Genomic DNA, 17,162 nt, shown 5'->3' with positions numbered 1-17,162 from the left:
GCAGAACGAATGGACCAATCCGAATTAAAATTGGGGGGTCAAATTTGGATGCCGGTTACCCCAAAAACGGGGTCAAAATTGCACGCCGAAACACAGAATACGGCTCGCTCAGTGAGCAGGAGCCCAGCCTGGAGGAACAGGCCGCCGCTGCCGCGCTGGAGCAGGCCGCCAAGCCCGAGCCGAAGCAGATCGCCAACGATGCTGTAGCTCGCTGGAACCGGGGACTCCCGCCCCGGACACAAGAGGAGGTGGAGGCGCTCTACGCCTACTATCGTGGCGAGACGCGCGACGCCGCGCCTCGCACACTGTATGTGCGCCGGGACGTGGTGAACGCTGCCGAGATCGCCGCTTGGGCTAGAAAACAGGGCATTCCCGATCTGGTCGACGATCTGCACGTAACCATCGTCTACAGCCGTGCGCCGCTGGACTGGATCAAGGCTGGCAATGCAAGCGAATGGGGCAATGAGAACGGCGGCAAGCTCACCATTCCGCCGGGCGGGCCGCGCGTCGTCGAGCCGCTGGGCAATATGACCGCCGTTCTGATGTTCGCCTCGTCACAGCTTTGCTGGCGGCACGAGGAGATCGTCAAGGCAGGGGCCAGCCACGATTTCGAGGACTACCAGCCTCATATTTCGCTCACCAAGGCGGCGATCGATCTGGGGAGCATCGAGCCGTACCGCGGCAAGATCGTGCTAGGTGCCGAGATTTTCGAGGAAGTTATGCCGTAGCTGGCAGGACATAGATGCGGTGAACGCCATCTGTCGTTGACAGTTGAAAGCCCAACATTTTGAACCACTTCGGAGTGCGAGGGTCTTCAGAAAAGCTGTTGGATGTGATTTCAAGGCCGCCGCGCTCGCTCTGGAACTGTCTGACGTATCTCCGGAGAAACCTGACGTAACGAACGTCGAAATACTCCTCGACGGCGACAAACGAGGTGTCCATCACCCCATCACTGTCGTCCCAACCCAACACGGCGAGAGCCCGCTCACCTTCCCTAAACGCGACAACTTGCTGACGATTCAGCAGACCGAGGAAATACTTTCTCGCTTCGGCAACTGACGATCCCGCATTGCGATACTCGACTTTCATCCGCTTTGCCGGTCGTTCAAATAGCTTTGTCAGGTCGTACCGACTGGCCTGTTTAGCTTCCATGGCGGTCTCCAATCCAAGGCACACGATAATGCAATTTACCGACGCTGTAACCGTCGCGGGGAAGCCGCGCCGGACCGCCGACGGCTACCTGGTCGCCGAGGCGCGCGCCGTGCGCACCGGCATCCAGCTTTACGCCGGGTCCGAGGTCGGCAAGCCGGAAATGCCGGTGGTGCGCGTCTATCGCGGTGCGGATCAGGTGTTCGCGCAGGACAGCCTGCAGTCTTTCAGCCATGCCCCGATCACCATCGATCATCCCGATGTGGCGGTCGATGCGTCGAACTGGTCGACGCTCGCGGTCGGCGAAGTCAGCACGGCCGCCAAGAAGGACGGCGAGTGGGTCATGCTTCCGCTGATCCTGAAGGATGCCAGGGCCATCAATGCGGTTGAGAGCGGCAAGCGGGAACTGTCGGCAGGCTATGAGTGCTCGCTGGACTGGACCCCTGGCAAGACCGCAGACGGCCAGCCCTTCGATGCCCAGCAGCTCGGCATCAAGATCAATCACCTCGCCCTCGTCGACAAGGCCCGGGCAGGTTCCAAGGCTCGCATCGGTGACGATGTCGGGAAGTGGGGCGCGAGCCCTGTCACACTCCAGACAGCAGATGAAAGGATACCAGAAATGGATCTGCGCAAAGTGCTGGTCGATGGGCTCCAGGTCGAAACGACCGATGCTGGCGCCACGGCCATTTCCAAGCTGCTCGGCGATCTTGCATCGTCCGCAGCGAAGCTCACCGACGCCGAGACCAAGCATCAGGCCGCTCTCGCTGCCAAGGATGCCGACCTCGCCAAGAAGGACGCCGAGATCGACGGCCTCAAGGCCAAGGCCTTGTCCGATGCCGACCTCGACAAGAAGGTCACGGCCCGCGCCGATCTGATCGGCAAGGCCAAGGCAGTCGCCAAGGACATCAAGACCGATGGCCTCAGCGATGCCGCGATCCGCAAGGCCGCCGTCACTGCGGCCCTCGGCGATGCCGCTGTGGCCGACAAGGCCGACGCCTATATCGACGCCCGCTTCGACATCCTCGTCGAGGACGCGGCGAAGAAGGCCGGCGGCGCTGATCCGTTCCGCACCATCGTGCAGGGCGGTCTCCAGACCAACGACGCGACCAGTCAGGCTGATCAGGCCTGGACCCAGAGCGTCACCGACCTCAACGCCTGGCGCAAGGAGGCCTAAGCCATGCCGATGACCTTTTCCCAGTCCATTGCCGCCTATGCTCTTGGCCGTCGCGCCAACATGGAGGAATGGAACGCGATCACCCGGACGAACTCCGGCGCGACCGCGATCCCGTTCGGCGTTCCTGTTGTCCCTGGCTCTGGCGCGCATACCTGCGTCATCCTGACGGCGACGGCGCAGAACATCCTCGGCATCTCCGAGGCCAGCCAGGTGCAGGCGCATGTCGGCGACAACCACGCCCAGTATGAGAACGTCCCGATCTGCACCATGGGCGTGATCGGGGTGCTGCTCGGCGCCGACGTCACCGAAGGCGCTCAGGCGCGCTTCAACCTCTCCAACGGCACATGGACCAGCGCGGCGCAGTCCGCAACGGTCGCAACCATCCCCGGCGCCCAGTTCGCCGAGGCCGGTTCGAGCGGATCGATCGGCGTCGTCCGTTACGTCCGCCCTGTGCCGTCCCTCTCGGTCGCCTCGTAAGGAGCCCCGCACAATGAACAACCTTCTCAACGACGCGCAGGCTCTGGCGTTCATCCAGGCGCAGGCGTTCAAGGTCAACCAGCAGGTATACGAGGCCCGGTTCCCGGACTGGGACTTCGGCCGGCTGGTCTTCGTCGACACCACCGGGCCGACGTGGTCGCCGGGTGTCCTGACCTACACGTCCGACCTGACCGGCGCAGCCAAGTGGCAGTCCGGTTATTCGAAGGATATTCCCCTGGCCGACGTTGGCCAGGCCATGCAGACGAGCACGTTCCATCTGGCGGCCATCGGCTACCAGTACAACATCGAGGAGGTGAACACGGCCTATCAGGTCGGCGCACCGCTCTCGGCCCGCCGTGCTCGCGCTGCCAAGCTCGCCTACACCAAGTTCATGTGGGACCTGACCATCCAGGGCTCCACTGAAAAGGGCAAGGCCGGCCTGATCAACAATGCCGGCGTCACTCCGGTTGCGGCGACCAATGACGGCACCGGTTCGGCCCGCCACTGGATCGCCAATGACGGCACGGTCACCAAGACGGCCACGCAGATCCTGCGCGACGTGAACCAGGCGCTCACCGCCATCAATGTGGCGACGAACACCCTGGAATACGCCGACACGATCCTGCTGCCGATGGAGGCCTTCAACCTGATCGCATCGACGCCGTTCAACTCGCTCGGCAACGACACGATCCTGTCCTGGCTGCTGAAGACCAACGTCTACACGCTGAGCACGGGCCGGCAGCTGACCATCCGCGCCGTTCCGTTCCTGCGCACCGCTTCGACGCAGACCGTCGTCGGCGGCGGCCGCATGGTCGCGTACAAGAACGACCAGAACTACGTGAAGCTCGACCTTCCGATGCCTCACCAGTTCCTGCCGGTCTATCAGGACGGCCCGCTCAACTGGCAGGTTCCCGGCATCTTCCGCACCGGCGGCCTCGACTACCAGACGCTGGCCACGTTCTACTACCTCGACGGCATCCTGCCGGCTCCGTAATCGGCCCCCAAGGGCAAACCCCGCCCGGCACTTTGTCGGGCGGGACATCTATTCAATCGGAGCAAGACCCCATGGCTCACCGCCTTAAGAACCTGTCCAGCATCCCCTACGATGTCTCGACGCTGAAAGGGCCTGCGATCCTGCCTGCGAACGGCGAGATCACGGTCGAGTTGAGCGCGTTCGAGGTCGAGGTCATGCACCACTCTCCGGACATCGAGATTACGGTTGTCGAGCCAGCCAACAAGCAGGCAAAGGGCAAATAAGCCATGGCCGGCTATGGCGACGATCAGGGCCTGACGGACTGGCTGGCAGCCAACGGCTACAGCCTACCCGATGGCGCCCCCGCTGCTGCCGTGCTCCGCCAGCGCGGCTCCGTCTACATTGACGGTACTTATGGCTATCGGTTTCCCGGTTCGCCCACCGGGGGACTGGATCAGGACCGGGCATGGCCGCGCACAGGGGCGACGATTTACGGCTCTACGCTGGCCGATACCCTCGTTCCCCAGCGTGTAATCGACGCCAGCTACATGGCCGCCTACATCGAGGCGACGAAGCCCGGGTCGCTGGCAATCGTCACTGATCCGGCCAAGCGCGTGAAGCGGCAAAAGGTCGAAGGCATCGAGCGCGAGTTCTTCGAACCGGGCGGCGGCAGTGTGTTCGCCCCGGATAGTCCGGTTTCGACCATCATTGAGGGGCTGCTCGCCCCGTTGATCGGGCCAGCGTTCCTTGAGCCCGCAATCGCGGTGGTGTGATGGGCTTCTACGACGAGATGGCGGACATGGTGCAGGAAGTCCTTGCGCCAGAGGAGGACGACGGCCTTGGGCAGGGCGTTGTATCGCTCAAGCGCGTCACCACGACGCCGGGGGCCGAGGAATGGGACCCGCCGATCGAGACGGTGACCACCTATCCGCTGTCAGCCGCAGTCAAGCGCCTTCACCAGCGCTACGAGAACGGCGTGCTGATCGTTGAGACCGGCGACATGGTGACGTTCGCCGTCCCGGTCGTGAAGCCAGCGCTCACGGACAAGATCGTCATCGACGGGGTCGAGCGTGTAATTTCAAACCTGACGCCAGTACCTCCGGCCGGAACGGTCGTGGCCTGGAAGGTGTGGTGCGCGAGTTAACCGCCGGGGCGGCTATCTGCGGAGCGGCCACCGCAGCGCGAGCCATCGGCAGCCGTGTCAGAGTCGTGTTGGCAATTGCCGGCGAATGAAAGTGAACTACCGAGCGTTGCAGCCAAAAGAATTAGCGCAAACAAAGCTTTCATTATTTCCTCCCAAGCCAATTGCGGGACACTGACAGAGATTCAACTTGGAGTCGAGTCATGCTTAGACGGCTCAGTTCTCGAGAACGCTTCGGCATCCTTGTCCAGCAGTTCGAACCAATACTTCGCATTGCATTCCTCGACGCGATCGACGACATCACGTCGAACATCGTCCTGCGGCGTGTTGTAGAGCGCCTGGAGCGCTTCGACATCAACGGCGCCATCAAGGCGATGCATCTGGACGAAGCCGCGTTCCGGCCGCTGGATGAGGCCATAAGAGCCGCTTTCAACGGCGGCGGTGTCGCTGCGGTCGAAGGCATGCCCACGCTGCGTGACCCATTCGGCCACACCATCGTTGTCCGGTGGGACATGCGCAACCTGGCCGCCGAGGAATGGCTTCGGCTGCACTCGTCGACGCTGATCACCGGCATCGTGCAGGATCAGGAGACGGCCATCAGGACGGCTCTGGAAGCGGGCCTCGCCCGAGGCGACAACCCGACCCGTACGGCGCTCGATGTCGTTGGCAGGGTCAACCGCGTCACAGGAACGCGTGAGGGTGGCGTCATCGGTCTGACGGCACAACAGGCCGGCTACGTCGATAACGCGCGTCGGGAGCTATCCTCTGGCGATCCTGCGGCCATGCGGAACTATCTCGACCGTGGCCGGCGCGACAAGCGGTTCGACAGGACCGTTGCGAAGGCGATCAGGGAAGGAAAGCCGCTGCCGGCGGACATGGTAGCCAGGATCACATCACGCTACGCCGACGGCCTGCTCAAGCTCCGAGCCGACACGATCTCGCTGCATGAGACATTCGCGGCCCTTGGCGAATCGAGAGACATCGCGTTTCGCGATCAGATCACGAAGGGCAATGTCCGGGCCGACACCGTGACGAAGACGTGGAGGCATACGGCGCAGGAACGGCCCCGACTCCAGCACGTCGCTATGGCAGGACAGGTGGTCAGGTTCGATCAGCCTTTCATGGCGCCGGATGGAACTGCGATACCGTATCCGCATGCACCGGGCGTGCCGGCGCGGCATACGCTGGGTTGCAAGTGTTTCTGCGAATACAAGATCGATTTCGCCGCAACGCTGGTGCAGTGATGGCATCGTTCGCCGCAACCGTGGGCAACTGGTGCCAGAAGGTGCCAAACGCGCTTGAGGTCGTGTTCAAGGAAGCGGCGCAGGAACTGGTCAGCCAGCTCGGCCAGCTCGCGCCCGTCGACACAGGCTTCCTCCGCGCCTCGCTCATGGCCTCGACTACCGCGATGCCGCAGCTGACCCGCGCCAATCCGGGCGTATCGGTGCCGGCAGACCTTGGCGACATCGTTCTGGTCATCAACGGTGCCGACCTCGGCGATACGATCTATCTCGGCTACACGGCGAATTACGCGGCTTTTGTGGCGTACGGGGCGCAAGGGCGAGCGCCTAGACCATGGGTAACGCTTGCCGCCCAACGGTGGCCGATGATTGTTGATGAAGTCGCCGCCCGAGTAAAACAGCGATTGGGCTTGTAAGTACCTGAAAGGGAAGTAGAATGTGCGGGCAGATTTGGTGCTGGTAACACCGCGTCGGCCCTAACCAAAGCCCGAACGTAGGAGGTTCGAGTGGCTGACAAATCCGTATGCAAGATCGAAGGTTGTGGCAAGGGTGGCAGGATCACTCGCGGCCTGTGCAGTTCTCACTATCATCGTCTCTGTCGGCATGGTGATCCGTTGGCAGGCCGGACGCCGAAAGGCGACGTGCTCGCTTGGATCGAGGCTGTAGCACTCCCTTATCAAGGTGAGGATTGCCTTCCTTGGCCCTTCTTTCGGCGGGAAGACGGGCGGGCCGGCATCAACATGGGAATTGGGGAGAGTTCGCTCGCCCATCACCACATATGCGAGATGGCTAACGGGCCTGCGCTGTCGCCAGATCATATTGCCTGCCATCGTTGCGGCAACGGTCACGAAGCGTGCGTCAATCCGGGGCATCTGTATTGGGGCACGAACGCCGACAATAGTGCGGACATGGTGGTTCACGGTCGGTCCACGCGAGGCGAAAAGCAGCCAACGTCCAGGCTGACCGAGGATGATGTCCGGGCCATTCGCAAGCTGGCGGGGAGCATGGTCCAGCGCGAAATCGCCGAGAAGTTCGGCGTCCACATCATGACAGTCAACGATATCCTGCACCGCCGGCACTGGGCATGGCTCGAATAGGAACTGCGGATGCCATCTATCGAAACATCGATCTGGCTGGCCCTCAAAGCCCGCGTGCAGGCTCTTGTGCTGTCGCCTGTGCTGCCGGTTGCGTGGCCGAATGAGAGCTTCACCAAACCGACAGGCGGGTATCTGAGGGTCGCGCACGTTCCGAATCTGAACCGCCGCCTGTTTCTGGCCGGATCAGATCCCCATCAACGCCTCGGGCTTCTGCAGGTTGACGTGTTCGCCAAGAAAAACCAGCCCGTAGCTGTGGCGGTTGAGATCGCTGGTCAGGTGGCAGCCTGGTTCCCGGCCGATCTTCACATGCCCTACGGCGATGTGCTGGTCCGCGTAACCGCCGCGCCAACCGTCGCCCAGCCCATGGATGACGATACGCATTTGCTGGTGCCGGTCACCGTGCCGGTGGAGTGCTTCGCCTAACCGCCCTTCGGCAAGGCATCCCAAAACCTGAAAGGAGATAGGCCATGCCTATCAAAGTCTCGCCTGTGGCGGGGTGCCTGTTCTATATCGGCTCGGCCCCTGTCGACCTTCCCGATACCGATGTGACCGAAGCATCGTTCGCGTCCGTGACATGGGTTCCCGTCGGCAACTATCAGACCATGGGCAATTCCGGCGATGGCGCCGAGAACATCGCCACGAATCTGATCAATCGCCGCCGCACCATCAATCTGAAGGGCACGCGGCAGGCTCCGACCCGTTCGGATAACTTTGCCCTCAATCTCAGCGATCCCGGCCAGCTCGCCATGATCGCGGCGGAGCAGTCCGACTACAACTACCCGTTCCGCATCGATCTCAACGACGCCCCGGTGCCGAAGTCTTCGGCGGCCACAGTCACCATTGCCGCGCCCGGTGTCGTGTCATGGACGGCTCACGGCCTGCTCGCCGGCACCCCGGTGAAGTTCTCGACCACTGGCGCCTTGCCGACCGGCATCACCGCTGGCACGACATACTACGTTGCCGCAACTGGTCTCACCGCTAATTCCTTCTCTGTTGCGGCGACCCCCGGCGGCACGGCCATCACCACGTCCGGCACGCAGTCGGGCACACACACAGCGACCACGGTGCCGACCCCGTCGAAGCGCATGTTCATGGGCATGGTCACCTCTGCTGAGGAAGGCAATGGCGATGCCAATACGGTTCAGATGCTGAACTGCAGCATCATGCCGAACACGAATTATGCCCGCGTCGCGGCGCTGGGTTGAGGAGGGAAAGCATGAGCAAAGCACAACTTGGCGCGGGCAATGTCGATATCGAACTCGACGGCGAAACGGTCACGCTCCGGCCATCCCTCAAGGCGGCTCAGGGCATCTCCCGCATGAGCGGCGGCATCGTGGCCGCGGTCGAGGCGCTGACCAAGTTCGATCTCGACATGCTCACCGGCGTGATCGCGCTCGGTCTTGGTAAGGAGCCGAAGGACGTGGCGGAGGCTGTCTGGTCCACCGGCGCTTCCGCGTTGGCGCCGAAGGCCATCGAGTTCTGCACCATCATTGCCAATGGTGGCCGTCCGACGACCGGAGGATCGGGAGAGGCAAACCCTCCGAAGAACGGATAAGCCTCGTCGAGTTCTATGACGAGATGGCGATGATTGCCTTGGGTTGGATAGGCTGGACCGAGGAACAGGCGCTGCGCACCGACGTGAATGCCATCCAGATCGCCTACGAGGGCTGCTGTGACAAGTATCGCGCTGTCTTCGGGAGCGCAGAGCCGGCAGCCGACACGGTTGTCTCAAGCCAGCCTATGACCGCCGAACTGTTCGACGCGATGTTTTGAAGCGGTATCAGATGGCGACGTTCAGTATCGGTATTCCAGGAAGTACAGGCAAATGGTCAACTCGACTGATGATGTTAGCCTCCAGCGCTTCAGCCGGTGTCACGATGCGCGCTCGATCGAACAGCTTTCGCTGCTCGAACGTTTCAGCATTCCATTTGGTACGGCTACTGAAAATGCTCACATACTCGGCACGGCCTGTAATCATTGTGCCCGTCCGCTCGGCTATCTGAGCTTCATCAAGAGTCTCCTGACCGAAGGTCCATGAAAATCCATGGAACATAAAGCTCGACTCTGGGGAAGCTGTCCTCTTTGAGCCGCCAATAAAGATGACGTTTGCGATCGAATGTACCGAGCCGATATTGTGGGTATGGATTTGATACGGCAGGCTCTGCATGAGATTGTAGATTGCAAAGCCCTCGGTGAGATTTCCGCCAGTACTGCTCATCAATAAAGTAAGGTCTGTGACCCCATCATTGGCCAGCCCGCAAAGGACGTTTCTGAGAGATTGCGTCCATGGATGCGCAATCGGCCCAACGAAGCACAGCGCGGCACGTTTTCCGGTGCCATTCTGCGAATGAACTTCCGTCATGATCTTCCCCCTAACCCCACAATATCATCGCGCGGGCGAGGGGAGTTGTCGAGGCTACTTGAAGGGGTCGATGGGCTTCGGATCAGTTCGTCAGATTGAGCTTGCGACTGTCTGCCAAGCATTGCTCATAAAGCGCCTTCAGATTGTCAGTCGATGCGGACGGGACGCGCCGCTTGCAGTCCGCGATGACCGCTTCATCGGCAGCCTTCCTGGCAGCATCTCTCTCCATGGCCGCCGTCTCTGATGCAGCAGCCTTCGCAGCCTGCACTCGCATCGATTCTTGGTACTCGCCCCAAAAATAGTAGCCGCCCGCCGCAATGATCACGACGCAGGCGGCAGCAATCAACACCTTAAACGACGTTTCCAATGAATCTGCCTCCACCAAGGCCGGCGAAGCTATCTCACGTTCAACACAAAGGCAAAGAGCATGACGGTCGCCGAACTTGGAATTCGGGTCACATCTGACGCCGATCGAGCTACTCTCGAGCTTAACAGCCTGACCGCGGCGAGCGGTAAAGCAGAAGCTGCAGCGAAAGCGCTTTCCGGAAAGACGACCGAGGCCGCGAATGCTGCGAAGTCGTTGACGGCCAGCGCGCAAGCAGAAGCTGCGGCGCTGACACGCGCGGGGAATGCAGCGCGTCAGGCAGCCAACGCCAACGAGCAATTCACTCGGTCGCTACAGAATACGAAGTTCGCGACCGCAAACGTCGCTGCACAGCTCAATGACATCGGCGTACAGTTAGCCTCTGGCACCTCGCCCTTCTTGGTAGCAATCCAGCAGGGAACACAGTTGAACCAGGTGTTTGGGCAATCTGGTGCGCGAGGAGCCATCACGGCACTTGGGGGAGCCTTCCTGTCACTCCTAAACCCCGTGTCACTGGCGACAATTGCAATCATTGGAGCCGGTGGCGCGGCAATCCAATACTTCACGTCACTCATCTCTGACGGCGAAAAGTCGGCAGAGGAACTTAAGCGGCAGGCATCTCTCGTCAAAGACATCGCTGATCGTTGGGGCGAGGCGGTTCCAGCGATCAAGGCTTATGTCGATGAATTGAACCGGGCGCGTGACGCCGCCGATCTCATCGAAGGTGGTGAACTCGTCGCGGGCGCTCGCTACGATGCAATCCGGCAACAAGTTCAAGATCTGAACGTCTCGGTGGCCGATATGGTCACCACTTTGTCTGGCTTTGGCGACCAAGCTGTTGCGGATACCGCTCGGCTTCAGGATGCATTCGCCAATCTTCAGGCGAAGGTCGCGGATAACACCGCCACGGCAGAAGATGCCCGCGCGGTGCAGCAGGCCCTTAATGACGTAATGGCGAAGTACGGTCTTCCGGCTGCTGACAGTCTGGCCGGCGCGTTTGGGGGGCTGGCAGAGAAATTGATGGGTGTGAGCGCTGCTGCTCAGCAGGCGCGCGCAGATGTCGCCGCGCTTCTCGCTGCCCAGAAGCTTGGCCGGCTTGGAACAATCCCTCCAGTCTATTCTTCTGGTGGCAAATTCATCAATGAGGATGAACTTCAGACTGTCCGCGCGAACGCGACCAAATCGCAATTTTTGATCGAACAGGAAAGGGCGGCTCGGTCAGCCGGTCGAGCACTGCGAGAGGCGGCGGCAAATGCGATTGACCCTTGGGAGGACCTCCGCAAGGTCAGCGATGGCGTCAAGGAGGAAATGCGCAACCTCCAGCGTCAGGCCAAGATGACGGCCGATGCCTGGAATAGGTTCGGCGAAGGCGGTGTCGATATCCTGACAGGTCTCGCCACTGGCACCATGTCCTGGAAAGATGCCTTGCAGCAGGCCATTCCACTCGTTGAGCAACTGATCATGAACCTGATCAAAGCGCAGCAGATTGGCGGAGGATCGGGCGGCGGAGGCTGGTTGAGCTGGCTGTTCGGCGCCGGCGGCGGGCTGAACGTCTTCCCGGGCGGCGGCGGCGTCAACAGCACCGGCGGTCTCTACGCCAACGGTGGCGCTTTCGACCGCGGCAACGTCATCCCCTTCGCGCGCGGTGGCATTGTGTCCCGCCCGACGATGTTCCCGATGGCAAATGGCGCCGGCCTCATGGGTGAGGCGGGGCCGGAGGGTATCCTTCCGCTTCGTCGCAACAGTCAGGGCCAACTCGGCGTCATGGCGGGTGGTGGTGCCGCAAACCAGAACGTCGCATCACCCATGCAGTTCACCTATGCCCCGTCTTACAACGTCACTGGCACGACCGAAGACATCGACAGGCTGAGGCAGCAGATGGCCAAGGATCGCCATGAGTTCGAAGCCAAGACCGTTGCGGCGGTGCGCAAAGCCCAAAAGACACGGGCGCTGTAATGGCGCTCGCATCACCGCGTACCGATGTGCTGGCCGTCGGGTTCAGCGATCAGACATTCCGGCTTCAGGAGCGCCAGGAATTTAGCCGTACTGGGAACGGCCGCACTTACGGCAAGTCATTCGGCTCCGCGCTGTGGACGGCGACTTGGCAGACCGGCCCGATGCTCAACACCGATCTCCTCGACTACGAGGCTGTGCTCAACTCGCTGGATGGCGTGATCGGTACATTCTACGCTTATGATCTTCGCAGGCCCTATCCGCGTGCCTATCCGACTGGCGCCTTCACCGACAGCGGCCAGATCAATTCGCTTGGCACAAATGGCAAGTCGTTGTCGCTCAAGCTTTTGGCCGCCGGCTTCGTGCTGTCACGGGGAGACTATCTGGCTTTCGACTATGGGGCAGGGCCATCGCGGGCTCTCCATCAGGTAATGGAGACGGTCACGGCGAACGGTTCCGGTTTGACGTCCGAGTTCGAAGTCCGTCCCTATATCCGCCCCGGCGCGACGGTGAGCACTCCTGTTGTGCTCAAGAAGCCTCCCGCGCTCTTCTGCCTACAGCCGGACAGCATCCAACAATCGATTGTGGACGGCATGCACGGATCGATCTCCTTTAGCGCGATGCAGGTGATCTGACATGGCCCGTTCTGTCTCCGCCTCGACCCTCGCCCTGCTGCAACAGCGCGCGCTTGTCGCCCGCGATTTCCTCTGGATTGTCGCCCGCGATCGCGACACTGGTGCTCCGGTCACGGATGGCATGTGGTCCGATGTTGGCACCATCACGGCATCCGTGATCGATCCAGACACCGGCATGGAAAGCAGCCGGACTTGGCAGGGATCGGGGACCCTGGTCGCCATCAGCGATATTCCGCTCGTCTCCAACCTGACGGTGCAGAACGTCACCATCCAGCTCAGCCAGGTCGATGATCGCGTTGCCGAGCTGGTTCGGCTGTACGACTGCAAGCAGGCGCGCGTCGAAATCTACCGCGGCCTGTTCGATCCCGAGACCCGGTTGATGACGGCGCCGGCCGTGTGTCGGTTCGTCGGCTTTGTCGATCAGATCGAGATTTCGACACCGAAGGAGGGTGACGAAGGAGCGGTGACGATGACCTGCGCCAGCCATACGCAGGAAATGACGCGGGCCAATCCTGATACTCGCTCCGACGCCAGTCAGCGCAAGCGCAACCCCGTCGATACGTTCTATGCCGATACGGCGACGGTCTCGGATTGGGAAGTCTTCTGGGGCAGCCAGAAGGGCAAGATGCCTACACAGCCGAAGAAGAAGAAATTCCTCGGCATCTTTTGATGATCATCCGCAACGCCGACGACCGCGACCGCTTCAAAGTGGTGGCGCTGCTGCGCGAAAGCCACGCCGCTGCCGGCTTCACCTTCCCGTTTCAAGCGGCCGTCGCCGAGCGATTGTTCAAGCAACATCTCGGTGACGCAAACGCCTGTTGCCTCGTGCTCGGCGACTTGCCGTCAGGCCTCCTGATGGCCCGCACCTTCGACCATCCCTTCGGCGCTGGTCGCTGGGCCAAGGAAACCGTCTGGTACGTCGCACCGGGATCGCGCGGACGCGGAACCCTGGCCATGCTCGACGCCTATGAGACATGGGCGCGTGAACAGGGCTGCGTCACGATCGGCATGGCATCGCTCGCCACGAACGATGTGAGCAGGATCTACGAGAGGCGCGGCTATGCCGCTGCCGAAACACATTTCGTCAAGGCGCTGTAGCGCCAATCACCGGGACAAGTCATGGCCATTTTCACCGCGATTGCCGGGGCGTTCTCGGCGATCTCGACCTTTATCGGCAGTTTGGGAGCGATCCGATCGTTCCTGCTGAAGACGGCAGTGAGCATCGGGCTCAACCTGCTCGCCCAGGCCGTTGCCGGTAAGCCAAAAGACCCGTCCTTTGCCATCAACGGTAAAATCCAGGGCGGCGGCGATGTCCCTCGCTCTTTTATCATCGGCCGCTATGCGACAGCCGGTTCGCTTGTCTGGGTCAACTCCTGGGGAAAGGACAACGATACTGAAAATGCCTTTCTGAGCTACGTCATTGCCCTCAGCGACCTTCCGGTCTCGAAAGTCGATGAGCTTTGGGTCAACGGCGAGAAGGTATCGCTGCGCATGGCGGACTACGTCCAGTCAGCCGGGGACAACAATCTTCTCGGCCTGTTGGCGCTGGCGCAGTTCAATCTCGACGCCGGCCTCAATCCCGACGATGCCGAACCACCTGCGGATGTCGTCATTCCTCCGGGATTTCCGTCCGAGCTGCAAGGCTTGCTCGGCCAATACGTGCTGCCGGCAAGCACTCCGGAGATTGCCAGCGATCTTGCCAACCGGATCACGCTTCTGGGTGGCATTCCGATCTTCGGTAACACCTCGACGAGCGATTGGGGTTTTGCAGTTCCTGAATACAAAAAGGACAACCACGACCATCTGTGGGTGAAGTTCTACGATGGCACCCAGACGGCGGCCGATCCCTTTCTGGTCAACACTGCGAGCAACAATACACGGCAATGGGACGCCAACCGCATCGGTGCCGGCGTCGCCTATGCCATCATCACCGTGCGCAACAAGAAGAACATGTTCTCCGGCTTTCCGGAGTTCAAGTTCGTCGTATCGGGAACGAAATTCTACGACCCGTCGAAGGACAGTTCGGTCGGCGGCTCCGGTCCGCAGCGCTATGACACGCCGGCGACCTGGGGCGGTGATGGCGATCTTCTGCCGGCGGTGCAAGCCTACAACCTCATGCGGGGCATCAACTTCGGCGGGCAATGGTTCTATGGCGTCCAGAACATGTCAGGGGCTCGGCTACCGGTCGCCAACTGGATCACCCAGATCGAGAAGTGCCGGGCGCCGATCTCCAGCGCCGGCGGCACCGAGCCGACCTATCGCTGTTCCGGCGAAATCCAGATCGACGCGCCGCTGGCCAATGCACTGGAAGCCATCAACACCACCTGCCAGGGCCGGATAGCCGAAGTCGGCGGCGTCTATTCGATGTTTCTTGGCGCGCCCGATGCGCCCGAGTTCTCATTCACCGACGACGATATCCTGTCCACCGAGGAGCAGAGCTTCACGCCGTTCTTCGGTCTGGCTGACACCATCAACGGCATCTCGGCCACCTATCCGTCCCCGAAAGAAAACTGGAACGTCACCACCGCGCCACCGATCTACCGCACCGATCTTGAGGTGCTGGCCGGCAATCGTCGGCTCATGGCCGATGTCGAACTGAACTTCGTTCCGTATCCGGAGCAGGTCCAGCGGCTGATGACTTCGGCGCTGCTCGAAGGGCAACGGGCGCGGCGTCACACGCTGTCGCTTCCGCCGGCGTTTTGGCCTTATGCGGTGCCGGGCGTTATCTGCTCGTGGACATCGGCCCGCAACGGCTATGTGACGAAGCTGTTCCGTATTGATGGATCAATCGACAAGAGCAATCTCGATGTCATCATCGACATCACCGAGGTCGATCCCGCCGACTTCGATTGGGACAGCGGCACACAGTACCAGCAGCCTTCGGATGGCGTGGTCGGCCGGATCGTCCCGCCGCCGCAGGCGATCGTCGACTGGTTCGCCGGTCCTGATGTGGTCACCGACAACACAGGTGGCGCTCGACGGCCCGCAATCCGCCTGACATGGGACAACTCCGAGGGCCGCATTCAGGATGTGGATGGCATCGAGTTCGAGGTCCGATTGGCTTCGACGTTGGAGACCGTCTACGGCGGCCGTACCGACCAGCCCGAAGCGGGATCGTTGCTGATCTCGCAGGGACTGCTCTCTCTGACCGACTACGGCGTGCGTGGCCGCTACATCCCAAGCGTCGATGCCCATTGGGATGCGCTGTGGTCGAACTGGTTGCCGGTGACGACCTTTGACATCCGGCTTGGCGGCTTCGATCTCTACCCGATCGATCTGAGCCAGCTTCAGCAGGGTCTGTACGATCGCATTCGTTCCCTGCAGTTCGAGACAGAGGACATACGCGCCCGGCTGGAGCAGATCGCCGTTGCCGGCGCGGATATCGCGACGCGCGCCGCGGTTCAGGACTCGGTTGTCGTTACCGGCCAGCGCGCCAATGCCAGGGCGTTCACTGCCCTAGATGCGGCGGTCGAAGAGCTTGGCGATCAGGTCGAGGCCACGGCGACCGCTGTCACGGGCGTTCAGGCAGGGCTCACCGCGCTTGACGGCGAGGTCGATGCGCAGGGCGGCGCGATTGGCGTTCTGCAGACCACCGTCACGCAGCACGGCGATGACATTCAGGCGAACAGCGACGCGATCACGCAGGTCAGCAGCGACCTGAGTGATCAGGCATCGGGCATCGCAGCAAACGCATCCGCCATCTCAGGCCTGACGACGCAGGTCAGCACCATCGACGGCGAGGTCGAGGCTCTCTCCGAGAGTGTCGATCTGGTCGATGCCAAGGTGGGAGATGTGTCGGCCGACGGCCTGTGGAAGATGACGGCGCAGGCCGGCACCGGAGACGTTGGAGCTGAACTGATCGCGGCGGTCCGCGCCAGCAGCGGAGACGCCTTCGTGACATCGGCCACCATGTGGCAGGTCGGCTTCGTCGGCGGCGACCCCGGCGAGCCGTTCTCTCGCTTCGTCGTCAACGCCGACCAGTTCTTCGTCATGAACGGGCTGGACATCGCCGCCCTGTTCTCGGAGGGCACAACCTACATCAACAATGCCCGCATCCGCGACCTGACTGCCGAGAACATCACCGCGTCGAAGCTCAACGCCGACGAGGTTCTACAGGGCGGATCGCTGCTGACCTCTATCATGGCGTTCAGCGCTGTGACCGACTACGACAGTGATGTTCTTCCTCCGACCGTCTACAGCGGTGTTGCATTCTGGGACGGGGCTGCGAACGGATCGACGCCCGGAACATGGCACACCGTCGCGTCCATAACCTGCACGAACGTCAATCCTAATCCTGTCTTCCTCAACTTCGAATTAGGCTTCGACAATAGTTCTGTCGTGAGTGGAAATATGTCACTTGCTCGCCGCGACAGTCGCGGCCTGACAATACTGTGGAGCCTGCCGTTCTTCGACAGCAACAACGATCCCATAGACCCCGCGCGAAGCGGCAGTCAGTTCTATCTCGACGCAGACGTTCTGCAGGAGACGTACACCTACGAGGTCGTCACTCGTGGGCGTCTGCCTGTTGTAGGCGTACCTTCCGCAACTCTGGATGCGAGGCTGTCCGGCCTCTGGTGGAAGCGGTAACTCAAGGAA

General features: G+C 61.4%; 21 protein-coding genes and 1 pseudogene. 19 read left to right on the top strand and 3 right to left on the bottom strand.

Annotated features, from left to right (window positions below; genetic code table 11):
* Positions 1 to 728 (top strand): annotated as a pseudogene (locus tag J2X35_RS08175) (hypothetical protein); the annotation flags it as partial.
* Here the strand turns inward: J2X35_RS08175 and J2X35_RS08170 are convergent.
* Positions 718 to 1,152 (bottom strand): hypothetical protein, encoded by a 435-nt coding sequence (locus J2X35_RS08170; protein ID WP_310183650.1) that lies wholly within the window; start codon positions 1,150 to 1,152, stop codon positions 718 to 720. The pseudogene J2X35_RS08175 and the gene J2X35_RS08170 overlap by 11 nt on opposite strands.
* 28 nt (positions 1,153 to 1,180) lie before the next feature.
* On the opposite strand from J2X35_RS08170, the gene J2X35_RS08165 reads away from it, so the two are divergent.
* The 13 genes from J2X35_RS08165 to J2X35_RS08105 all read left to right on the top strand — a co-directional run bounded on the left by J2X35_RS08165 (position 1,181) and on the right by J2X35_RS08105 (position 9,025).
* Positions 1,181 to 2,323 carry a DUF2213 domain-containing protein gene (locus J2X35_RS08165; protein ID WP_310183647.1) on the top strand — a complete coding sequence of 381 codons (1,143 nt, stop codon included), beginning with the start codon at positions 1,181 to 1,183 and terminating at the stop codon, positions 2,321 to 2,323.
* 3 nt (positions 2,324 to 2,326) lie between these two features.
* Positions 2,327 to 2,800 (top strand): hypothetical protein, encoded by a 474-nt coding sequence (locus tag J2X35_RS08160; protein ID WP_310183643.1) that lies wholly within the window; start codon positions 2,327 to 2,329, stop codon positions 2,798 to 2,800.
* 13 nt (positions 2,801 to 2,813) lie between these two features.
* The gene (locus J2X35_RS08155; RefSeq protein WP_310183640.1) at positions 2,814 to 3,794 is read left to right on the top strand and encodes a DUF2184 domain-containing protein; all 981 of its coding nucleotides are present in this window, start codon (positions 2,814 to 2,816) and stop codon (positions 3,792 to 3,794) included.
* Between the two features lie 71 nt (positions 3,795 to 3,865).
* Complete coding sequence (locus tag J2X35_RS08150) at positions 3,866 to 4,057, top strand: hypothetical protein (RefSeq protein WP_310183638.1); 192 nt, start codon at positions 3,866 to 3,868, stop codon at positions 4,055 to 4,057.
* A gap of 3 nt (positions 4,058 to 4,060) precedes the next feature.
* On the top strand, positions 4,061 to 4,546 hold the full coding sequence (locus J2X35_RS08145) for a DnaT-like ssDNA-binding protein (protein ID WP_310183636.1): 486 nt from the start codon (positions 4,061 to 4,063) through the stop codon (positions 4,544 to 4,546).
* Complete coding sequence (locus tag J2X35_RS08140; RefSeq protein WP_310183634.1) at positions 4,546 to 4,917, top strand: hypothetical protein; 372 nt, start codon at positions 4,546 to 4,548, stop codon at positions 4,915 to 4,917. Before J2X35_RS08145 ends, J2X35_RS08140 begins: the two co-directional genes overlap by 1 nt.
* Positions 4,918 to 5,117: 200 nt before the next feature.
* On the top strand, positions 5,118 to 6,158 hold the full coding sequence (locus J2X35_RS08135; RefSeq protein ID WP_310183630.1) for a head morphogenesis protein: 1,041 nt from the start codon (positions 5,118 to 5,120) through the stop codon (positions 6,156 to 6,158).
* Complete coding sequence (locus J2X35_RS08130; RefSeq protein ID WP_310183627.1) at positions 6,158 to 6,571, top strand: HK97 gp10 family phage protein; 414 nt, start codon at positions 6,158 to 6,160, stop codon at positions 6,569 to 6,571. Before J2X35_RS08135 ends, J2X35_RS08130 begins: the two co-directional genes overlap by 1 nt.
* A 90-nt stretch (positions 6,572 to 6,661) precedes the next feature.
* On the top strand, positions 6,662 to 7,252 hold the full coding sequence (locus J2X35_RS08125; RefSeq protein ID WP_310183624.1) for an HNH endonuclease: 591 nt from the start codon (positions 6,662 to 6,664) through the stop codon (positions 7,250 to 7,252).
* Positions 7,253 to 7,261: 9 nt separating this feature from the next.
* The gene (locus J2X35_RS08120; RefSeq protein ID WP_310183621.1) at positions 7,262 to 7,675 is read left to right on the top strand and encodes a DUF4128 domain-containing protein; all 414 of its coding nucleotides are present in this window, start codon (positions 7,262 to 7,264) and stop codon (positions 7,673 to 7,675) included.
* 44 nt (positions 7,676 to 7,719) lie between these two features.
* Positions 7,720 to 8,457: a hypothetical protein gene (locus tag J2X35_RS08115; RefSeq protein WP_310183618.1), complete on the top strand. Its 738-nt coding sequence runs from the start codon at positions 7,720 to 7,722 to the stop codon at positions 8,455 to 8,457.
* 11 nt (positions 8,458 to 8,468) lie between these two features.
* Positions 8,469 to 8,807, top strand: coding sequence for a hypothetical protein (locus J2X35_RS08110; RefSeq protein ID WP_310183615.1), 339 nt, complete (start codon positions 8,469 to 8,471; stop codon positions 8,805 to 8,807).
* Positions 8,808 to 8,830: 23 nt separating this feature from the next.
* Positions 8,831 to 9,025 carry a hypothetical protein gene (locus tag J2X35_RS08105; RefSeq protein WP_310183612.1) on the top strand — a complete coding sequence of 65 codons (195 nt, stop codon included), beginning with the start codon at positions 8,831 to 8,833 and terminating at the stop codon, positions 9,023 to 9,025.
* Between the two features lie 7 nt (positions 9,026 to 9,032).
* On the opposite strand, the gene J2X35_RS08100 is transcribed toward J2X35_RS08105, so the two are convergent.
* Together J2X35_RS08100 and J2X35_RS08095 are read right to left on the bottom strand one after the other, a co-directional pair.
* The gene (locus J2X35_RS08100; protein WP_310183609.1) at positions 9,033 to 9,614 is read right to left on the bottom strand and encodes an ATP-dependent Clp protease proteolytic subunit; all 582 of its coding nucleotides are present in this window, start codon (positions 9,612 to 9,614) and stop codon (positions 9,033 to 9,035) included.
* 82 nt (positions 9,615 to 9,696) lie between these two features.
* Entirely contained in the window at positions 9,697 to 9,981 is a 285-nt protein-coding gene (locus tag J2X35_RS08095; protein WP_310183606.1) for a hypothetical protein, read from the bottom strand.
* Positions 9,982 to 10,041: 60 nt separating this feature from the next.
* Between J2X35_RS08095 and J2X35_RS08090 the strand changes: the two genes are divergently transcribed.
* The 5 genes from J2X35_RS08090 to J2X35_RS08070 are packed head-to-tail and all read left to right on the top strand — an operon-like array spanning position 10,042 to position 17,153.
* Positions 10,042 to 11,934, top strand: a complete 1,893-nt coding sequence (locus J2X35_RS08090; protein ID WP_310183603.1) for a phage tail length tape measure family protein — start codon at positions 10,042 to 10,044, stop codon at positions 11,932 to 11,934.
* Positions 11,934 to 12,566, top strand: coding sequence for a hypothetical protein (locus tag J2X35_RS08085; RefSeq protein WP_310183600.1), 633 nt, complete (start codon positions 11,934 to 11,936; stop codon positions 12,564 to 12,566). Before J2X35_RS08090 ends, J2X35_RS08085 begins: the two co-directional genes overlap by 1 nt.
* Before the next feature lies 1 nt (position 12,567).
* Complete coding sequence (locus tag J2X35_RS08080; protein WP_310183598.1) at positions 12,568 to 13,236, top strand: hypothetical protein; 669 nt, start codon at positions 12,568 to 12,570, stop codon at positions 13,234 to 13,236.
* On the top strand, positions 13,236 to 13,664 hold the full coding sequence (locus J2X35_RS08075) for a GNAT family N-acetyltransferase (protein WP_310183596.1): 429 nt from the start codon (positions 13,236 to 13,238) through the stop codon (positions 13,662 to 13,664). The genes J2X35_RS08080 and J2X35_RS08075 overlap by 1 nt, the downstream gene beginning before the upstream one ends.
* 21 nt (positions 13,665 to 13,685) lie before the next feature.
* Entirely contained in the window at positions 13,686 to 17,153 is a 3,468-nt protein-coding gene (locus J2X35_RS08070; protein ID WP_310183593.1) for a hypothetical protein, read from the top strand.
* The last annotated feature ends 9 nt before the right edge of the window (positions 17,154 to 17,162 follow it).

The sequence above is a fragment of the Mesorhizobium sp. BE184 genome (assembly GCF_031457045.1).
Taxonomy (GTDB): Bacteria; Pseudomonadota; Alphaproteobacteria; order Rhizobiales; family Rhizobiaceae; genus Mesorhizobium.
Note: the sequence above shows the minus strand (reverse complement) of the source record. Positions and strands in the feature narration are given on the sequence as shown.